Annotated in this window: 16 protein-coding genes and 2 pseudogenes; 8 read left to right on the plus strand and 10 right to left on the minus strand. The window is 56.6% G+C overall.

What is annotated here, in order from left to right; all coding sequences use genetic code 11:
• Positions 1-33 precede the first annotated feature (33 nt).
• A complete protein-coding gene (locus ASE98_RS01790; protein ID WP_060539712.1) occupies positions 34-1,284 on the plus strand; it encodes an RNA polymerase sigma factor in 1,251 nt (416 codons plus the stop codon).
• A 214-nt stretch (positions 1,285-1,498) separates the two neighbouring features.
• Here the strand turns inward: ASE98_RS01790 and ASE98_RS01795 are convergent, their stop codons facing one another.
• Positions 1,499-2,353 carry a LysR family transcriptional regulator gene (locus tag ASE98_RS01795; RefSeq protein ID WP_060539713.1) on the minus strand — a complete coding sequence of 285 codons (855 nt, stop codon included), beginning with the start codon at positions 2,351-2,353 and terminating at the stop codon, positions 1,499-1,501.
• 89 nt (positions 2,354-2,442) lie between these two features.
• Between ASE98_RS01795 and ASE98_RS01800 the strand changes: the two genes are divergently transcribed.
• Positions 2,443-2,880 carry a multidrug/biocide efflux PACE transporter gene (locus ASE98_RS01800; protein WP_060539714.1) on the plus strand — a complete coding sequence of 146 codons (438 nt, stop codon included), beginning with the start codon at positions 2,443-2,445 and terminating at the stop codon, positions 2,878-2,880.
• 168 nt (positions 2,881-3,048) lie between these two features.
• Here ASE98_RS01800 and ASE98_RS01805 read toward each other — a convergent pair whose 3' ends face one another.
• The 5 genes from ASE98_RS01805 to ASE98_RS01825 form a co-directional block, all read right to left on the minus strand.
• A complete protein-coding gene (locus ASE98_RS01805) occupies positions 3,049-3,771 on the minus strand; it encodes a TylF/MycF/NovP-related O-methyltransferase (RefSeq protein WP_046031989.1) in 723 nt (240 codons plus the stop codon).
• Positions 3,768-4,634: a hypothetical protein gene (locus tag ASE98_RS01810; RefSeq protein WP_060539715.1), complete on the minus strand. Its 867-nt coding sequence runs from the start codon at positions 4,632-4,634 to the stop codon at positions 3,768-3,770. The genes ASE98_RS01805 and ASE98_RS01810 overlap by 4 nt, the downstream gene beginning before the upstream one ends.
• Before the next feature lie 223 nt (positions 4,635-4,857).
• The gene (locus ASE98_RS01815) at positions 4,858-5,880 is read right to left on the minus strand and encodes a transporter (RefSeq protein ID WP_060539716.1); all 1,023 of its coding nucleotides are present in this window, start codon (positions 5,878-5,880) and stop codon (positions 4,858-4,860) included.
• Between the two features lie 378 nt (positions 5,881-6,258).
• Positions 6,259-6,564, minus strand: a complete 306-nt coding sequence (locus tag ASE98_RS01820; RefSeq protein ID WP_060539717.1) for a PepSY domain-containing protein — start codon at positions 6,562-6,564, stop codon at positions 6,259-6,261.
• Positions 6,565-6,721: 157 nt separating this feature from the next.
• Positions 6,722-7,849, minus strand: coding sequence for a glycerophosphodiester phosphodiesterase (locus ASE98_RS01825; RefSeq protein WP_060539718.1), 1,128 nt, complete (start codon positions 7,847-7,849; stop codon positions 6,722-6,724).
• A 219-nt stretch (positions 7,850-8,068) separates the two neighbouring features.
• Here ASE98_RS01825 and ASE98_RS01830 point away from each other — a divergent pair, with 219 nt between their 5' ends.
• Positions 8,069-8,395 carry a DUF2025 family protein gene (locus tag ASE98_RS01830; RefSeq protein ID WP_060539759.1) on the plus strand — a complete coding sequence of 109 codons (327 nt, stop codon included), beginning with the start codon at positions 8,069-8,071 and terminating at the stop codon, positions 8,393-8,395.
• A 232-nt stretch (positions 8,396-8,627) separates the two neighbouring features.
• Here the strand turns inward: ASE98_RS01830 and ASE98_RS01835 are convergent, their stop codons facing one another.
• Positions 8,628-9,167 carry a DUF1003 domain-containing protein gene (locus ASE98_RS01835; RefSeq protein ID WP_060539719.1) on the minus strand — a complete coding sequence of 180 codons (540 nt, stop codon included), beginning with the start codon at positions 9,165-9,167 and terminating at the stop codon, positions 8,628-8,630.
• A gap of 300 nt (positions 9,168-9,467) precedes the next feature.
• On the opposite strand from ASE98_RS01835, the gene ASE98_RS01840 reads away from it, so the two are divergent.
• The gene (locus ASE98_RS01840; protein WP_060539720.1) at positions 9,468-10,976 is read left to right on the plus strand and encodes an amidase family protein; all 1,509 of its coding nucleotides are present in this window, start codon (positions 9,468-9,470) and stop codon (positions 10,974-10,976) included.
• A 7-nt stretch (positions 10,977-10,983) separates the two neighbouring features.
• Here ASE98_RS01840 and ASE98_RS27030 read toward each other — a convergent pair.
• Positions 10,984-11,106, minus strand: a pseudogene (locus tag ASE98_RS27030) (transcriptional regulator); the annotation flags it as partial.
• Positions 11,093-11,410 carry a helix-turn-helix transcriptional regulator gene (locus ASE98_RS01850; RefSeq protein WP_060539721.1) on the minus strand — a complete coding sequence of 106 codons (318 nt, stop codon included), beginning with the start codon at positions 11,408-11,410 and terminating at the stop codon, positions 11,093-11,095. The pseudogene ASE98_RS27030 and the gene ASE98_RS01850, both read right to left, overlap by 14 nt.
• A 242-nt stretch (positions 11,411-11,652) precedes the next feature.
• Between ASE98_RS01850 and ASE98_RS01855 the strand changes: the two are divergent.
• Positions 11,653-12,009, plus strand: a pseudogene (locus ASE98_RS01855) (hypothetical protein); the annotation flags it as partial.
• 101 nt (positions 12,010-12,110) lie between these two features.
• Positions 12,111-12,872: a carbon-nitrogen hydrolase family protein gene (locus ASE98_RS01860; RefSeq protein ID WP_060539722.1), complete on the plus strand. Its 762-nt coding sequence runs from the start codon at positions 12,111-12,113 to the stop codon at positions 12,870-12,872.
• A gap of 155 nt (positions 12,873-13,027) precedes the next feature.
• On the opposite strand, the gene ASE98_RS01865 is transcribed toward ASE98_RS01860, so the two are convergent.
• Positions 13,028-13,996 carry a hypothetical protein gene (locus ASE98_RS01865; protein WP_060539723.1) on the minus strand — a complete coding sequence of 323 codons (969 nt, stop codon included), beginning with the start codon at positions 13,994-13,996 and terminating at the stop codon, positions 13,028-13,030.
• Between the two features lie 441 nt (positions 13,997-14,437).
• On the opposite strand from ASE98_RS01865, the gene ASE98_RS01870 reads away from it, so the two are divergent.
• Together ASE98_RS01870 and ASE98_RS01875 are read left to right on the plus strand one after the other, a co-directional pair.
• Positions 14,438-16,543 carry an AAA family ATPase gene (locus ASE98_RS01870; protein ID WP_060539724.1) on the plus strand — a complete coding sequence of 702 codons (2,106 nt, stop codon included), beginning with the start codon at positions 14,438-14,440 and terminating at the stop codon, positions 16,541-16,543.
• Positions 16,540-17,835: an McrC family protein gene (locus ASE98_RS01875; RefSeq protein WP_060539725.1), complete on the plus strand. Its 1,296-nt coding sequence runs from the start codon at positions 16,540-16,542 to the stop codon at positions 17,833-17,835. Before ASE98_RS01870 ends, ASE98_RS01875 begins: the two co-directional genes overlap by 4 nt.
• Positions 17,836-17,872: the final 37 nt, after the last annotated feature.

Below are 17,872 nucleotides of genomic sequence, written 5' to 3' on the forward strand. Positions count from 1 at the left end.
GATGGCGTTGATGATCGCAGGCACGCCCGACTGATGCCGGGCGTGTCGGTAGCGGCTCGGGTCGAGCAGGTTTACCGCGAGGACTCGCGGCGGATTCTGGCGACCCTGATCCGCTTGCTGGGGGACTTCGACCTCGCCGAAGAAGCCTTGCATGAGGCGTTTTTTATCGCGGTCGAGAGCTGGCAGCGTGACGGTGTGCCGGACAATCCGCGCGCCTGGCTGGTGTCCACCGGGCGTTTCAAGGCCATTGATGCCTTGCGTCGGCGCGCTCGTTTTGCCGCTTCGCAGCCGATGTTGATCGCGCAACTGGAGGCGCTGGAGCAGACCGACTGGAATGATGAAGACGTGGAAGACGATCGCCTGCGGCTGATCTTCACCTGCTGCCACCCGGCCCTTTCGGCGGACGCGCAAGTGCCGCTGACCCTGCGCGAAGTCTGCGACCTGACCACTGAAGAAATCGCCCGGGCGTTCCTCTCGGCGCCGGCCACCATCGCCCAGCGTATCGTGCGCGCCAAGGCGAAAATCCGTGACGCGAAAATCCCCTATCAAGTGCCGACCCTGGCGGAACTGCCCGAGCGTCTGGACAGTGTGTTGCGGGTGATTTACCTGGTGTTCAACGAGGGGTATTCGGCGTCCCTCGGGGCGCAACTGACCCGCGAGGATATGACCCGAGAGGCGATTCGACTGGGGCGTTTGCTGATGGAGTTACTGCCCGAGCCCGAGGTGATGGGCTTGCTGGCGTTAATGTTGTTGCATGAGTCGCGGCGGCCGGCCAGGACCTCCGCGGGCGGTGAGTTGATTGTGCTGGATGAGCAAGACCGCTCGCTGTGGGACGCCGGGCTGATTGCCGAAGGTTGCGGGTTGATTGAGCGCGCACTGACGATGGGGCGCTTTGGACCTTATTGCCTGCAGGCGGCGATTGCGGCGGTGCATGCCGAGGCGGCGACGGCCGCTGACACCGACTGGCCGCAGATAGTCGGTTTGTATGACGTGTTGTTGCGGGCGGTGCCTTCACCGGTGATCGAGTTGAATCGAGCGGCGGCGATCTCCCAGCGGGATGGGCCGTTGGCGGGGCTCAGGCTGGTCGAGGGAATTCTGGATCGTGGTGAGCTTGGGGATTACCACCTGGCGCATTCGGCGCGGGCGGAGTTTTGTCGGCAGTTGGGCAGGGTGGACGAGGCGCGTGTGGCGTGGGAGCGGGCGTTGGAGTTGACGCGGTTGGAGCCGGAGCGGCGGTTTATCGAGGAGCGGTTGCGGGGTTTGGATCGGCGGCCCTCACCCTAGCCCTCTCCCAGGGGGCGAGGGGACCGACCGAGGTGTCTTAAGCTATACATCGACCTGAGATTGCGAGTTGAACTCAGGTTTCGAAAACCTGAAGATCGGCTACCCCTCCCTTTAGCTCCCCGCCGGCGCTGGCGGTGGCGGGGGGGATACACAAGTTTTGAGGTTGCGACCACCCCCTGTGGGAGCGTGGCCCGCGATAAGGGCCGCAGGACCTTCACTCCAGCATCTGGCTCAATAGCCAACTCCCCGCCGGCCCCGGCGGCTGCAGCCGTGACCATAAGGCATCCACCGACACCGTTTTCGGCCAGCCGCGCACGACCAGTTCCTGCAATGTCCCCGGGCCGAACCGCTCCACCAGCCAACGTGGCAACGGCGCCCAGCCGAATCCGCCCTGGGCCATTTCCAGCAGCATCAAGTAACTGGGCGCTGACCACACGCGTCCCTTGGCGCGGTTTACATAGGGATTGACGATGGTTGCCAGACGCAACTCGCGGTGCTGGCGCAGCAGGTCCTGGTCGACGCTTTCCAGTGCCGCCAACGGGTGTTGGGGGGAAACGAACAGGGCGATTTCCGTGCGTTCGTCCACCGTCGAACTGACCAGATCCAGCGGATAACTGTCCTGCATTTCGGCGAAGGCCACATGCGCCCGGCCGCTTTGCACCAGGCTAATCAGGTCATCGCATTCGGCAATCAGGCATTCGAGTTCCAGGTCCGGGTAACGTTGTTCGAACGCACTCAACGCCGCTTCGAAACGGTTGGACTGGTAGGTATCGGACAGCGCCACGGTCAGCTTCGCTTCCACCCCTTGGGACAATTGGCTGGCGGTCATTTCCAGACGGCTGGTGGCGTCCAGGATTTCCTCTGCCCGGCGCAGCATGACGTGCCCGGCGGCGGTGAGGCCGGGTTTGCGGCTGCTGCGGTCAAACAGGGTCAGGTTCAAGTCGATTTCCAGGCTGGCCACCGCCGCACTGATGGTCGACTGGCTGCGGCCCAGCTTGCGCGCTGCTGCGGAAAAGGAGCCTTGGGTCGCCGCCTGGACAAACGCCAGCAACACTTCGTGGGAAGCCATGAACTATCGCCTTGATCGATGGTTATTGGTTATGAAGTATCGGTGTGGTGGCAGATCATGGCAACCATCGTCACTCAAGGAGTTCGGCCATGAGCGCCAGCAAATCCATTACAGAACGTATTCTCCAGGCCATCGGTTTCGAACTGCTGGCGATCCTGATCTGTACCCCGTTACTGGCCTGGATCATGGCCAAGCCGATGCTGGAGATGGGCGTGGTCACCGTCATCATCGCCGCCCTGGCACTGGCCTGGAACGTGGTATTCAACGGTCTGTTCGATCGTGCACTTAAACGCCTTTCCATCGCCCACAACGCCTGGGTGCGGGTGGTGCATGCGCTGCTGTTCGAAGGGGGGCTGGTTGCCCTGGGTGTTCCGCTGATTGCCTGGTGGCTGAATGTCAGTCTGTGGCAGGCGTTTTTGCTGGATATCGGGGTGCTGCTGTTCTTCCTGCCGTACACCTATGTTTATCACTGGGTGTATGACGTGGTGCGGGAGCGGGTGGTGATGGGGCGGGAAGTATGCCAGTAACCTTTGGCAACCGAGCAGGTAACCCTTGTGGGAGCGGGCTTGCTCGCGAAGGCGGTGTATCAGTCAAAACATGCGTCGACTGACACACCTTCGCGAGCAAGCCCGCTCCCACAGGGGATGTTTTTTTCTTCGGGATCTGCTCCTGCCTTGGGCAAGAGCAGGGTCGCGTCAGACGTGGAAATAGCCCACGCATGAGTCAAACGGCAAGCGCTTGAGTTCGATCTTGTTAAGGTCCAGCACTTCGCGCAGGGCCTTGGTTTCGCCCGGGAAGTTGCGGTAGGCCACTTCGTCCAGCACCACGATGGCGCCTTTTGGCATGTACGGCAGGAAGGTTTCCAGCGCGACTTTGGTCGACTCGTACAGGTCGGTGTCGAGAATCAGCATCGCCACCACCAGGTCAGGACGGGTCTTGACCCACTCCGGCACGGTCTTGACGATGTCACCCTTGACCAGCTCGCAACGCGGGATGCGGTTGACCGGGCGCAGCAGGTCGTTGGCGTCGATCATGTCCTGGATCAGCGACTGGTCGGTGTCGGAGAACATGGTTTCGTTGACGTCGGCCGGGTCTTCTTTCTTGTCGATGCTCTGGAAACCTTCGAAGGTGTCGAAGCCGACGATCGAACGGTTGATCGCATACGGTTCCAGGATCATCGACAAGTGCATGTACAGCATCAGCGAGTTGCCCTTGTACACGCCGCACTCGATGATCGCGCCCGGTACTTCGGCGACTTTCTTGAACAACTCCATGCGCGACAGTGCAGCGGTGACGCCGATGCGGTTGGCAAAGACGAAAGGCGCGTCGGCCACGTACTCGGCGTCAACACGCTTGAGGACGTTGGCGCGGGTTTCGTTGTACTGGGCCTCGGCGGGCGTGATGCGACGCTTGGTCATTGCTCGATTCCTTGGAAATTCGAAAAGTCGTGTGCGTGGAAATAGTCTTTGAAGCCTGCGCCGACGTCCGGGCACGCGCTATCGACGTTGATGGCGCCGCGGTTGTGCTTGAGGTCGTCCAGGTGCATCAGGCGGAAGTCCACGCTGAAGCGGGTCTGATTGGTGTGGTTGGCAACCGTGCCGTGCAGGTGCGATCCGGAAAAGATCAGCATCTCGCCGGTGTTGCCGGCAATGCGCATTTCCGATGCAGTGTTGATCGCTTCCAGCGGCACCGGGTGCACACGGACTTCCTCTTTGAGGTTTTCCTTGGCTTTGTGCCGCTGGTTGTTGATCCAGTCGTTGAGGCTCCATTCGCTGGAGGTGTTCTTCACCGGTACGTCGAAGTAACCGGCGTTGATCATCATGGTCTGGTCGGGGCTGATGGTGTGCACCGGCATCCAGGTGTTGATCTGGCAATCGACGCTGCCGTACCAGGTGTCGCGGTGTGGCTTGTAGGCGTAGCTGACACCGGCGTGCAGGTATTCATAGTTGGGTACTACGCGGATGCGTGGCACGTCGAAAATGTATTCACGAGGGTCGACACCGATTTCGTCGATGAACGACAGGATCAAGTCCTTGGCCCGTTGGCTATTGGTGAACTGGCCCTTGAGGCGGGTGACCAGAACCACGAACTCTTCCACCGGCATCAGCGTGTGCAGGGCCTGGTGGTTGGTCTCGCCGTCGAAGGCGGCGGTAATGCTGTCCTGAGCGAACGCACACAGCTCTTTGGCGGCGCGCAACTGCGTGTTCAGGAAAATATCACCGGCATAAATGGCTTCTTTGAAGTCAGCTTTGTGTTGCAGCTGATTGATGTACAGATTCACGATTCCTCTCCTGAATACATCGAGTCTCTAAAGAATCGGCAACACGTTAGCAAACTGAAGGGCAATCTGGCGGGTGGCGGATTAATTAAGGGCTAATCCCCTGAATTTGCGACGAAATGCCTTCGCGAGAGAAAAAATCCCGGCTCGCAAAGGCCGGGATTGATCAAACCCGGCGTAACCCCCTGTAGGAACTGCCGCAGGCTGCGATCTTTTGCTCTTGCTCTTAATAATCCTGGCGCTTGCGAAACGCCCAGCGCCCGGCGATCACGGTAAAGGTCGCCACCAGCGCCACCAGGATCCAGAACCCTTGCGGATCCTGGGAAAGCGGCACGCCGCCAACGTTCATGCCAAAGAAACCAGCGATGATGTTGATCGGCAGCGCCAGTACTGTCACCACGGTCAAGGTGAACAGCGTGCGGTTGCTCTGTTCGGTGAGGTTGGCGGCGATTTCTTCCTGCAGCAGCTTGATCCGCTCGCCCAGCGCGGTGAGGTCGTTGATGATCAGCGCGAACTCTTCGGTGGATTTGCGCAGCTCCTTGACGTCTTCCTTTTGCAGCCATTGCGGCGGTCGATTGAGCAGGCGCAGCAACGAGCCGGGCTCCAGCGCCAGCAGCCGTTGCAGGCGCACCAGCACCCGGCGGTTGGCGCCCAGTTCGGCTCGGTTGGTCGACAGGCGCGAGGACAGCAACTCGTCTTCGATCTGGTCGACGCTCAGGCTGGTCCTGCGCACAATCTGAGTCAGCACTTCGCCCTGATCGCGCAGCAAATGCACCAGCAACTCCAGAGGTGAACGGAAACACTCGCCGGCCTTCACCGACGAGCGCAACTTGTCCACCGAGTGCAGCGGTTGCAGACGGGCGCTGATGATCAGCCGACTGCGGGCGCAGACCCACAGCGTCGAAACATCCGAAGACGCCATGCTGCTGAGGTTGAACACCACATCGTTGACCACAGCCAGCAACGTCGAATCGACATGCTCGATACGCGTCGACTGCGAGCCTTCGTGCAGGGCCTCGAAAAACTCCTGGGGCAATTGCAGATGGCTCTTCATCCAGCGCTCGCACGCGGCGTGGGCGAGGTTCAGGTGCAGCCACAGAAACTGCTCGTCGTCCGGCGGTTGTTGCAGGCAGCGCAGCGCCTGCGCCGAGTCGATCTCCCGACCGCGTTCGCCAGGGCTAAAAATGAATCCGTACAGCAGGCCGAACAGATCCGGGTCGCGATGGCTTTGATCGATGCTGTGGTTCATGAAGGCTCGCAAGAGAGGCGCCTGTCGCGGGTGTTACAGGTTCACTTGAGCGGCATCATGACAACGGCGGATGACTGTTTTGTGACAGAAAATAATTGCAAACGGTCGTATCTTCTGGGAATCGGGAAACGGCTGACACCGTCAAAAAGGCTCTCCACCCAATACAGATAGCACAAAACCTGCAGTAGCCGGCTTGCTGGCGATGGACTCAATCACGCCGCGTATTTCCGGTTTGCACGCGTTCGCCGGCAAGTCGGATCACCGCACCGCAGCTCTCGCAGGAACGCGCATACGAGTCGAAAATGCTGACCCGCAAACCAGTGACCAAAAAAAAGCCGCACGATCATGAGATCGCGCGGCTTTCGGGGTGTGGCTGAATCAGTTGTCTTGCTTGTTTTTCAGGACTTCGCCAGTGGCGGCATTCACGTCCACGTCCCACTCAACGCCTTTGGCGTCACGCAATTCAACTTCGTACTCGTAGCTGTTGAAGTGGTTGTCCAGATCGCTGTCGGTGATCGTCGCACCCGGGTGCAGCTTCATCACGATCTGGTTCAGTTCTTCCAGCGGCTTGATCTTCCCGTCCTTGACCAACTGAGGAATCTGATCGACAGGAACATCGGCTTGGGCCAGGCCGGCGGTGAGGGTCAGGGCGGCGGCAGTGAACAAAGCAGTCAGGGTCTTCATGGGATTCTTTCCTTGGTTGAACTGTTTAAGTGAGATCAGGTTAGCCTGTGTAACTTAATCCACCCTTAAAATGCCCGGCATGTCCTGAATCAATCCCCGGGCAACGCAAAACCTGTGGGAGTGAGCCTGCTCGCGATGGGCTCACCTCGGTCCAGCATCAATACCCATTATTGAGCAGCACCTGCTCCACACCGACTACTGCCGGGCGTTTATAGAACTTCAACAACTCACCGGCCCGATTGGTAAAGATGCCATCCACCCCGGCTTCCATGACCTTCTGATAATCCACCACATCATCGACGGTGTAGACGTGCACCAGCAGACCTTGGTTGTGGGTGTACTCATTCATCCACGGCTGCACCAAATCCGAATAACTCTGATCGCCACCCTGGGTCAGCGCGGCGGACGGACCGGTACCGATCGCGCCCTGGGCCTTGGCGTAGTCGACCCAGCGCTGGAATTCGGCTTTGTCTTTCGGTTCCTGCTTCGCGTAGTAAGCCGCTTTGTCCTTATCGCCGGACTCGGCAAAGGTCACCTTCGACTTGGGCTCGATACTGCCTTCGCCAACCCACAGCAGCAGGATTTTCGGCACGTTCGGCATTTCCTGTTGCAGCAGTTCCAGGCTGCTTTTTTCGAAAGTTTGCAGCACCACCTTGCCTTTGCCCTGGCCGACCGCCAGGGCACTTTTGCCCAGGGTCGAACCGTTCGGGCTCAGCCAGCCACGGTCCTGGAGTTTGTCCTTGAGATCACGCTCGATGCCGGGGAACTGCTTGGGCTCCTTGGTCTCGATGTACAGCCCCGGTTTGTGCCGCGGGCTGCCCTGGGCGATATCGATGATTTCGTCCAAGGTCAGGATTTTCAGGCCGGCGAAGGCCGGGCGTGCGCGCTCCGGGTAAGCAGTATTGAACCAGCTGCCGGCGTCGAGGGTTTTCAGTTCGGCCATGGTGAACGCGTTGGCCGGGCTGTCCTTGCGCTCGGGGAATTTGCTGGCGACGTCAGTGGTGCGTTGCAGGTTGTTGTCGTGCAGGGCGAACAGCACGCCATCCTTGCTGCGTTGCAGGTCCAGTTCCAGATAGTCGGCGCCCAGGTCGCGGGCGGCTTTGTAAGCGGCGGCAGTGGATTCCGGGGCATCGAACGACGCGCCCCGGTGAGCGATCACCGCCGGGTGCGGGATACCCAGGTGGCTGGCCAGGGCCTTGGGGCTTGGCTCGCTGGCCGCCTGTGCCTGGCCGAGGGCGAGCAGCAGACCCAGCAGCAGGGCACTTTTGTTGAAGGTAAGGGGCATGTTCGAGTTCCTTTCGCAGTGGCTTTTCAAGAAGGTCTCTTTTAACAACTGAGCGCAAAGGGCGCTATCGCAGGACCGACACAAACCTGTGCAAAGCAGAATTTTTCAGCGCTTTTGTGCGGTTATTTGCAGTACTCTTGGCCAGGCCATTTCCCCGCAGAGGGAAATCCTGTCTGCCTGCCTCGCGTGTAAACCTTTATGACTTTTTTGGGGTTTACCATGCGCATCACTTCCCAGCTCATCTGTCAGGCCGCCGATCAACTCAATGGCTTCGTCGGCCTCAACCGCAAGACTGGCCATTACATCGTGCGCTTCAGCGAAGACTCGTTCGGCATGGACGTGGCGGACGACGGCATCATTCCTGCCAGTGAATTCGTCTGGGCCCCCGGCCCCGAACAGACCATGACCCTCAAGCGCGAGTTGATCCAGCTGTTGCTGGACCAGAACATCGACGAGCGGATCAACATCACCGAGCCGTTGCGGGTGTACATGAATCGGCGGGAAGTGCCGGAGATAGCGGCGGTGCGCAGGGTGGTGCGGGGTTGATGCTGTTGTGCTGACGGGGCTGGCCCCATCGCGAGCAGGCTCGCTCCCACAATGTCCGTGTCGAACACAAAAGCCGTGGACGCCACTGAACCTGTGGGAGCGAGCCTGCTCGCGATGGCGGCCTCAAGCACACCACATCGTCTACAGGCTAAACCCTTACCGCTCCAGCATCCGCGCAGCCGCCTCGGCCTTTGACGAGTTGGGGCGGGCGTTGAAACCGGCGTAAAAACGATCAGGTTTTCGGCGCGTCCTTGCGCACGAAGTGTTGATGCATTTCCGACGTCAGGCTCTCGATGCGCTCGGTCAGGACCTTGGTCATTTCCGTGAGACGAGTGTTTTGCTCAAGCAGCTCCAGTAGTTGCGCGGTGTTCTGTGCCGCCTGTGCCTGACGCTCACTGTTGGCGACCGCCAGCGCTTCGCGGTGTTGCGCATCGGCTTCAGACAGGGCTTTGTCCCGCGCCGCCTGACGGGTCTGGGCCAACAGAATCAAGGGCGCGGCGTAGGCCGCTTGCAGGCTGAACGCCAGGTTCAGCAGGATGAACGGATAGACATCGAAGTGCGTCACGCCAGTCAGATTGAGGCAAATCCAGACCAGCACAATCAGCGTTTGCGCACCGAGAAAGGTTGGTGTGCCGAAGAACCGCGCAAAGGCCTCGGCGCGCAGCGCAAACTTGTCATTGCCAAAGGTCGGCGCCAGATGGGCGTGGTGGCGGTGGAAGCGCAGGTGATCCACCGGCGCTGCAGTTGCGGTGTCAGTAGGCTTGCTGGTCATGGCGTTCTCTGATCGTGCTGGGGCTGGGCTTAACTATAACCGTCGTGCGAGCTGGCTGTTGCCAATCCACAGCTGCACGTTCGATCTCAGCCACTGAGGGCAGGTGCCTGAGGGACGGAAGTTGAGCAGCAGGTTTATGAGGATTAAAGAGAGCATCGGGTAAAACAATTACAGAGCCGGACGAGTATTCCGACGAGATCCGAAGCCGAGTGATGACGGACATTTCCAGACGCTTCTGTAGGCTGGAAAGCGAATGAGCTCATTCATTCACTAACGGTCGTCTACAGGGATCTCTACTACATGGAAGTAACAATTAAAGGCTGCATGACGCGGCTGGCTCAGGTTGTTTTGCTGTCGATCGCGAGCGTAACCCACGCTCAAACATCAGGGCTGGAATATTTAACGGTCGATGAACTCGGCTCCAACATGGAGCAAGGTCAGCTCACAGCTGTGGCGCTTGTACGCCATCTGCAACAGCGCATCGAGGCGCTGGATAAAAGCGGGCCGGCGATCAACTCGATCATCGAACTCAACCCCGATGCACTGGCCATCGCCGAGTCCCTGGACAAGGAGCGAAAAGCCGGGCATGTACGCAGTCCACTGCATGGCATCCCGGTGCTGCTCAAGGACAACATCGACACCTCTGACGAAATGCAGACCAGCGCAGGTTCGTTGGCACTGGTTGGGCAACCCGCCGCACAGGATGCCTTCATCGTGCAGCGACTGAGAGCTGCCGGGGCAATAATCCTGGGGAAAACCAACCTCAGCGAGTGGGCCAACTTTCGCGACCCCGCCATCCCCGATGGCTGGAGCGGGCGAGGCGGGCAAACCAAAAATCCGCACCTGCTGAGTGAGACGCCGTGCGGCTCAAGTTCCGGCTCCGCCGCAGCTGTCGCGGCCGGTTTTGCGCCATTGACGGTCGGCACAGAAACGGCCGGCTCGATCATCTGCCCTGCGTCGCTCAACGGTGTGGTAGGTCTCAAGCCTACCGTGGGTTTACTGAGCCGTAGTGGCATCGTTCCAGTGACGCATAAACTCGATACACCAGGCCCTATAACCCGCACGGTTCGCGATGCCGCATTGCTTCTGAACGCCATGACTGGCATCGACCCGGCTGACCCGATCAGAAGACCTCCAGGCGTCGATACAACGGACTATACGGCTCTGCTACGCGCTGATGCTTTGGTGGGGCGCCGTATCGGTTTCCCGATGAAGTTCGACAATAGCCCCGAAGGGCTCGAAAGTGATCCGCAGTTTTCCCAGGCGCTGGAAGTCATACAGGCTGCCGGCGCCAAATTGATTCCTGTAGAACTCGTTGATCCAATATCAGAGCGGGTCGAAGAGGCGATGTGGATGGGCATCAAGCGTGATCTGCCTCGGTATCTGGCGACACGCACCGCACTGGCTGCACCCACGCTGGAAGCTATCGTGCAGTTCAACGAGGACACGCCTGGCACCATGAACTACGGACAAACCACCCTGATCGCGGCCAGCGCCGTTGATTTTGACGAGAACACCTACAACGACCTGTGGCAGAAAATCCAGAACGAAAACGCGACGGTCATCGATGCTTTATTGAAAACCCATCAACTGGACGCCTTGGTGCTGGACGTAGGCTCCCCCGGCTTGAACGTCATACCGCTTGCAGGCTACCCCGGCATCATGATGCCGTCGGGCATCGACGCCGATGGCCTGCCAACCTCAGTGTTTTTCTACGGCACCCGCTGGAGCGAAGCCAAGCTATTGGCGATGGCCTACGGTTACGAACAAGCCTCACACGCACGACAAGCACCGGCTTTCAAACCCTGATCATGCATTAGGCAAACACCACTTCAATACGACCCTCTTTGCGAGTGCGGGGGGCCGATTTGACAACGATTTGCACATCGCGCCCGAGGAGTAACAGGCACTCCATCATCTTGGCCTCACTCAACCATCGCAAAATCCGCTCGCCCCACCGGGTTCGGAGTGGTCCCTCTCACATTCATCCCACGCCCCGGCGCAAATCCCGGGAAGAACGCCAGCCCTTCAGACTCGAACCGATACGCCAACGCCAACCGCGTGACATCCAGCACCTCCTTGCGCGCCTCAAAGCGCTCAATGGCCTCCACCGAAACCCCGGATTCACGGGACAACTCCTCCACACTCCAGCCCAGCATCGCTCGGGCCTGGGCGCAGTGGGCAGGGGTGAATTGGAAGAGGGCGATACGTTCCAGGGTGATTTTCATCGCTTGAGAGGCCATGGTGTTCTCCGGGCTCGAGAGTGCTGATTCAAAATATACTGTGTTTTTGTACAGTTGTTTTGAGGCGGAATCAAATGGATTTTTGTTTTCTACGGTTTCGCGTCTTTGCTCCTGACGAGCGGTCATGTCGCCCTGATGGCGACATGGAGCATGCGGACCCGAAGTGAAAATGAGGGTTGGTTCATCATGTTTTTTTCGCAACAATCAGCGTGCCGATGTCCAAATCTTTGAAGGAGGACGTCATGTCGATTGCTGAAAGTGACTGGAGAAAATTCAAGGCGCTTCGCCAGATTGCCCTCGATCGCTTTTGTCAGGGGGTTCTCGCCGATGCCAAGGCAATCGCCCAGCATGGGGCGCTTTCAGCTCATGCTCGATATGGCATGCTCTACGGTTTGATTCAGGACCGTAACAAGGACATGTACCGCGCCTTCGACGCGAACAGCCAATCCCGTTCCAGTGCGCTCAGAGGCTTGAGCTTGATGGTTAAGCATGACTTGCTCTCCGAGGCGGAGCTATCCGTTCTCAGTGAAGAAGCGCGGGATTACATCTCGGAAGCCGTTCGCCAACCTTATGAGCTTGAGTGGGTCGACGAGATCGTAATATGTCTTCTACAAACGCGACCATGCGCTTTACCCCAGGGAGCGCGCTGTGGCGTGGAAATCGGGGCCACGTTAGGATTGTGCTCTTTTTGGAGACGCTCATGTCGGCACCAATTTTTGCTGCAGCCCAATGCGCCGTTCGTGCTGGCGATATCAGTGCCAACCTGACGCTGCACATGGATTTCATGCAGCACGCCCGCGAGCAGGGGGTGGGGCTATTACTCTTTCCCGAGTTATCGCTCACAGGATATGAACCTACCTTGGCTGAAGCCTTGGCGCAGGATATAGATAGCCCACTTCTCTCCCCCTTGCGACACCTTGCGCGGGAAGCCTCCATGACCACGGTAGTGGGTTTACCGTTGCGTCTACCCGGTTATGACAAACCGCTAATTGCAGCTTTCATACTCCACCAAGATGGCTCGATTGGTGTCTATACCAAGCAGCATTTACACCCTGGCGAAGAGCAATTCTTTAGTGCGGGTAATGGGGGCGATTTGATGCTTATCGCCGACTTACCCATAGCCCTATCGGTGTGTGCTGATTTCAGTCACCCGGAACATTCATCACACGCTGCAAAACAAGGCGCGCAGTTGTATGCCGCTAGTGTGCTCATCGGTGAAACTGGTTATTCACGCGATAGCTCGCTATTGCAGAACTGCTCAAAGCGTCATGGAATGGCCGTGCTCATGGCGAATCATGGTGGCCCGACCGGTGGGTGGGCTGCTGCTGGGCAGAGCGCGTTTTGGAATGAGCAGGGTCGATGCGTTGCGTCCACGGACGGCGTGGGGAACCGGTTGCTGATCGTCTCGAAACAGCTTCATGGGTGGCAAGGTTTCGAAACTCCAGTATCCGTTACTTCCTAAATTCGGTGATGCGTTTGGTCGATCATTGGCTGGGTCGATACGCAGGCCTTGATGAGTCCCGTGTTCAAGCCGCTCTTGAGCGACGCAAGGAAGTGAAAAGGGAAATCCGGGCGCTTGAAGACCAGCTACGACAAACGCATGAATCGTAGCGGTCGTCAGCCCGTAAGCCCTGGAGCCTCGCGCACAATAAAGTGATCCAGGTTCTCGATGTTGGCACTGAACACCCCGAACGTCTGCTCGGGGTTTTTCTTGCTCGGCACCTGCTTCAACTCCGGCGTCACCCCATAAAAGAAACAATACAACTCCCGCCCACTGTCGACGGCGTGCTTGATCTCCTCCAGGAACGCCTTGCGCTTGCGGTAGGTGTCGATCAGCTTCTTGTTCAGGTAAACATTGACCGAGTAAGGCTTCTTCTCGAACCAGACCTTCTTCTCGAAATCGATGCGAAAGCTTTGGGTGTAGTCCTTGATCTGCTTGATCTTGCCCCAGTAAATCAGGCCCTTGTTGTCTTGCAGGTATTCGATCTTTTTGAAGAAGGAAGCGTAGGGCGCCGTGTGCTCACCGACCTTCAGCGGCATGCGCTTGAGCAGGTCTTTGTCTTCGAAGTTGGAGACGAAGCACTCCACCGGGTGGGCGAAGATGCTGGTTTTGTCCGGCGCCGAAGGGTGGGCGGGATGCCCAGTGTCGCTGTTCGCTGAAGGTATTGCAGGCTCATCCCTTTGCATATCTGCTGCCGCCGCCGGTTGTGACGGCTTACGCACATAGGCACGCCGAGTCAGTAACAACTCCGACGGAAAATGTTCCTCGCGACTGTCAGCCGTTTCCGCATCGTCCGCCTCTTTGCCCGATGCTGGTGCCCTCAGACTGACATAAGGACAGCCCTCGACATGCCGCGTGCTCGGCAGGTTCTTGAAGTGCGGAGTGCGCACGTAATTCACGTTCTTGGCGTTGAAGGTTCCCAGCTCGTTCGCGACGTCGAAGACCAGGCGGCAGGCATCGTTGGGGCACTGGAAATGTTCCTTTGCGGAATCGAACGCCATGGTTTCGTCGAAATTGAGATCGCGTACGTCATAGATCGACAGTTTTTCGTCGAGGCTGAGGCAGTAGGCGAGGTCGAATTTCATGGTGGGTTCCAGTTTCTTTAGGTGACCAGCTTCCAGTGGTGGCGCATTCGAAGCAATAGCTACAAAGAGATCTCTTGGATATCACCGAGTCTTCATCGTCGTGTCTATGTGGCTGGCTTGCGGGGAGCGAGTCTGCTCGCGATGGCGTTGGTGGATATGGACCATGAGCTAAATCCGTCGCCGGAGTCCCCCGTGGAGTTCGCCCATGGAGCTTCTGCTTGATGAGTAGTGGTCGAATGCTTCCAATCTCCGCAGCAGAACCGCTTCTCTGTACTGCTTTACCCGTGATGCCAATGTAGTTACCGTTGTAGGATTAATCTCCTGCGCCTGTAGCCTGTTTCTATCGTCGGGTTCTGATTCCTATCACCACCTACCGACATTGATCGAGCCGCTACCACGCAATGCCCATTTTTTGCTCATGTAGCCAAGGATAGCGACTCGATGACTTCGCCCGCACTCAATCAGATCTTGTTTGGCCCACCTGGTACCGGGAAGACTTTCGCCACTATCGAGGCGGCGCTAGAAATCCTTGCTCCGGAGTTTCTTCAAACCAACAAAGAAAACCGAGCTGCACTGAAAAAACGCTTTGATGAGTTAGCTGCGGATGGACATGTCGAATTCGTCACATTTCATCAAAGCTTCAGCTACGAAGACTTCGTCGAAGGACTGCGCGCGGAAAGCGGAGACGACGGGCAATTGCGCTATGACGTTGTCGATGGTGTGTTCAAAAATTTGTGTACCACTGCCAGCGCAAAAGTCACCCAACAAGCGCCAGCGCCTATGGACATTGAGCGACGTCGTGTCTGGAAGATGTCGTTGGGGAACATTCACGGAGGCGATGCGTACATTTTTGATGAGTGCAAAGACAACAATTACGCCTTGCTTGGTTACGGCGGGAACATTGATTTCAGTGGATGCGAGAGCAGAGAGGACATAGCCCAACGCTTCGCAGAGGCAGGTGAAACTCTACCTCAAAATGCTTATGGGATTACCGCTGTTCACAGCTTTCTACTGAAAATGAAAATTGGCGATTTGCTGGTCGTGACCGAGGGTAATACAAAGTTTCGGGCGATTGGTGAGGTGACTGGCGAGTACCGTTGCTTAAACCGCGAAGATCAAGGCTTCGAATACGGTCAATGCCGTTCGGTGAAATGGCTAAGAATTTATGAGCCGTCCTTGCCGCATGATCAGCTTATGAACGGAAAATTCACTCAACGCACGCTTTACGAACTAAGTTCTGGGTCGTTGGACCGGAGTAAACTTGCTCAACTGCTGGGGGCTAAATCTCCGGTTGTTACCGAAGAGCTTGGCTTGAATGGGCTGTTTAAGCTGGGTGAAAGCTTCGGAACTGGATACGTTGTAACTCATGCTTCCGACGATATAGTGGAGCTAAGCAAGCCCAAAGGTAATCAGTTGCCTGTAGGTATGAGTATCTTGAGTACGCTTGCAGGCTACGTGAGAGAAGGCCGTTTATCGATTGCAGATATACGTAATCGACTTCTCTTTAAAAAAGTACCGGAAACCAAACTGGATCCGCATCTGGTCAATGGTTATCTCAATATTTTGCCTGCCTTGGTGGAGCGATTGCTGGAGGCGTCGAGCACACGCCCGGCAAGGGCGGCAATACCTCCGCGAAATGATGCCCGCGTATTGATCATCGACGAAATAAATCGCGGCAATATCTCACGAATATTTGGTGAGTTGATCACGTTAATCGAGCCTTCTAAGCGGGCGGGAGCAGACGAGGCTCTGATAGTGACACTGCCGTACTCGAAGCAGCATTTCAGTATTCCAAGCAATGTTTATCTTATTGGCACAATGAATACCGCTGACCGTTCATTATCTGGCCTAGATATCGCATTGCGTCGTCGTTTCACTTTTCGCGAAATGCCGCCTAAGCCTGAACTGCTGGAAAATATTACCGTGGGTGGACTTTGCATTGGTCAACTTCTAAAGGTGATGAATCAGAGAATCGAAATGCTGCTAGATCGAGATCATTGTCTGGGACATGCTTATTTTATGCCCTTAGATAGTGACTCTACATTGGAGCGATTGGGACAAATTTTTCGTGAGCAGGTTCTCCCGCTTTTGCAGGAGTACTTTTTCGAAGATTGGCAGAGAATTCAGTGGGTACTCAACGATCATCGTAAATCCGCTGAGAATTGCTTTATCGAACAGCCACCATTCAAACCCAATTTGTTGTTTGGCGAGGAAGTGGCATTCAGTAACGAAAATAACCAATGGATGATCAATGAAGAAGCCTTTGCTCGGATCGAGTCCTATTGGGGGATCATTGATCATCAGGCGGTACTTCCAAAGCTGCAAGACTCTATCGAAGCTGAAAAAGGCGATATCCAAGTTCGTCAGCTTGAAAGTGGTTCAGTTGAAGTTTTACAGGGTGGGAAAGTCATTCGTCCCTCTAAACCCTTACTGCGTGAACTTGCGGCGGAGCATAGCGTGACAACTCACTATTCAAGCGGTCGTGAGTTAAATACTCGTCAACTTGGTGTAGCAGTTATCCGAGCACTGAAAGGCGTGACGGCGTGAAACCCATCGTCACGGTTCGCGAATACGCGAGGCTGACGACGGATAACGTCGCCGTGCCAACGTTAGATCTTGCTCAGGTATCAGTTTCAGCCTTTGACTGGTTATGCAGGTTAAGTGCTTTTTTCAGCAAAGCCGGGGCAGGGCTGGTCCAAATCGAAAACCGTTGCTTACTCAAGCTCGACAACTACGTTGGCGTATTGGAAACGCCCTGTGGTACGCGCCTTGAGATTCTTCCCAAGCATTTCGAGCGAGAGGATTGCATCAAGCAAAGCAGAGCGTTGCTGAGACGCATGATCCAAGCTTCCCTAAATTTGCCCACCCGCGAAGTCGGTGCGGCGGATCTACAAGATTTCGATGCACCGTTGAGCGAATGGATCATGGGTCGATTTTTATTGGCTCTGGATCACTTGATCAAACGAGGGCTGCGTTTCGATTACCAGCGGGTAGAGGAAGAACAACGCTTTCTGCGTGGTCAGTTGGATGTGGTCAAGCAAATGCGGCAGCCACCTGGGCGTCAGCACAATTTTCAGATACGCCACGATATTTTCTTACCCGACCGCCCGGAAAATCGCTTACTTAAACTCGCGTTAGATCAGGTCTGCAAAGCCACCAAAGAGCCTCTTAACTGGCGACTAGCGCATGAGTTAAGAGGTATGTTGTTAGAAGTACCGACAAGTCGTAACGCGCAACACGATTTCAAACAATGGAGTAACGAGCGACTGATGGCGCACTACGTACCAGTGAGGCCATGGTGCGAATTGATCATCAAGCAGCAGATGCCTTTAGCGGTCGCAGGGGATTGGCACGGCATGAGCTTGTTATTCCCTATGGAAAAGCTATTTGAGCGTTATGTAGCTGCGAGCCTAGATAGGGATCTATTTCACGATGCTCGACTGGTCACCCAGACGCATAGTGAACATCTGTGTCGGCATAAGGGTAAAAATTTCTTTCAGTTGCGGCCGGACCTGATGATCCACCATCAGCAGAAAAGCTGGGTACTCGATACAAAATGGAAGCGGCTGAATTCCTCCGGAGAGAATAAAAACTACGGATTGAAACAATCGGATTTTTATCAGTTGTTCGCCTATGGTCATAGGTATTTATTAGGTGATGGGGAGTTGGTGCTGATCTACCCAAGACAAGCTGCATTTGATGCCCCCTTGCAGGTGTTCGAGTTCGCTCCACAACTGAAGCTCTGGGTGCTGCCATTTGATTTGGAACAGGGCATCTTGATTGGTGGGCCAGAGGGATTGCCGCTGCAATCTCAGTGGTTACAAACGGCGAGTGGGTAGTCGATTGGACGTTCGACTAGCAAGATCAGAATAGGGT

Origin of the sequence: Pseudomonas sp. Leaf48, from assembly GCF_001421885.1 — a bacterium.
Lineage (GTDB): Bacteria > Pseudomonadota > Gammaproteobacteria > Pseudomonadales > Pseudomonadaceae > Aquipseudomonas.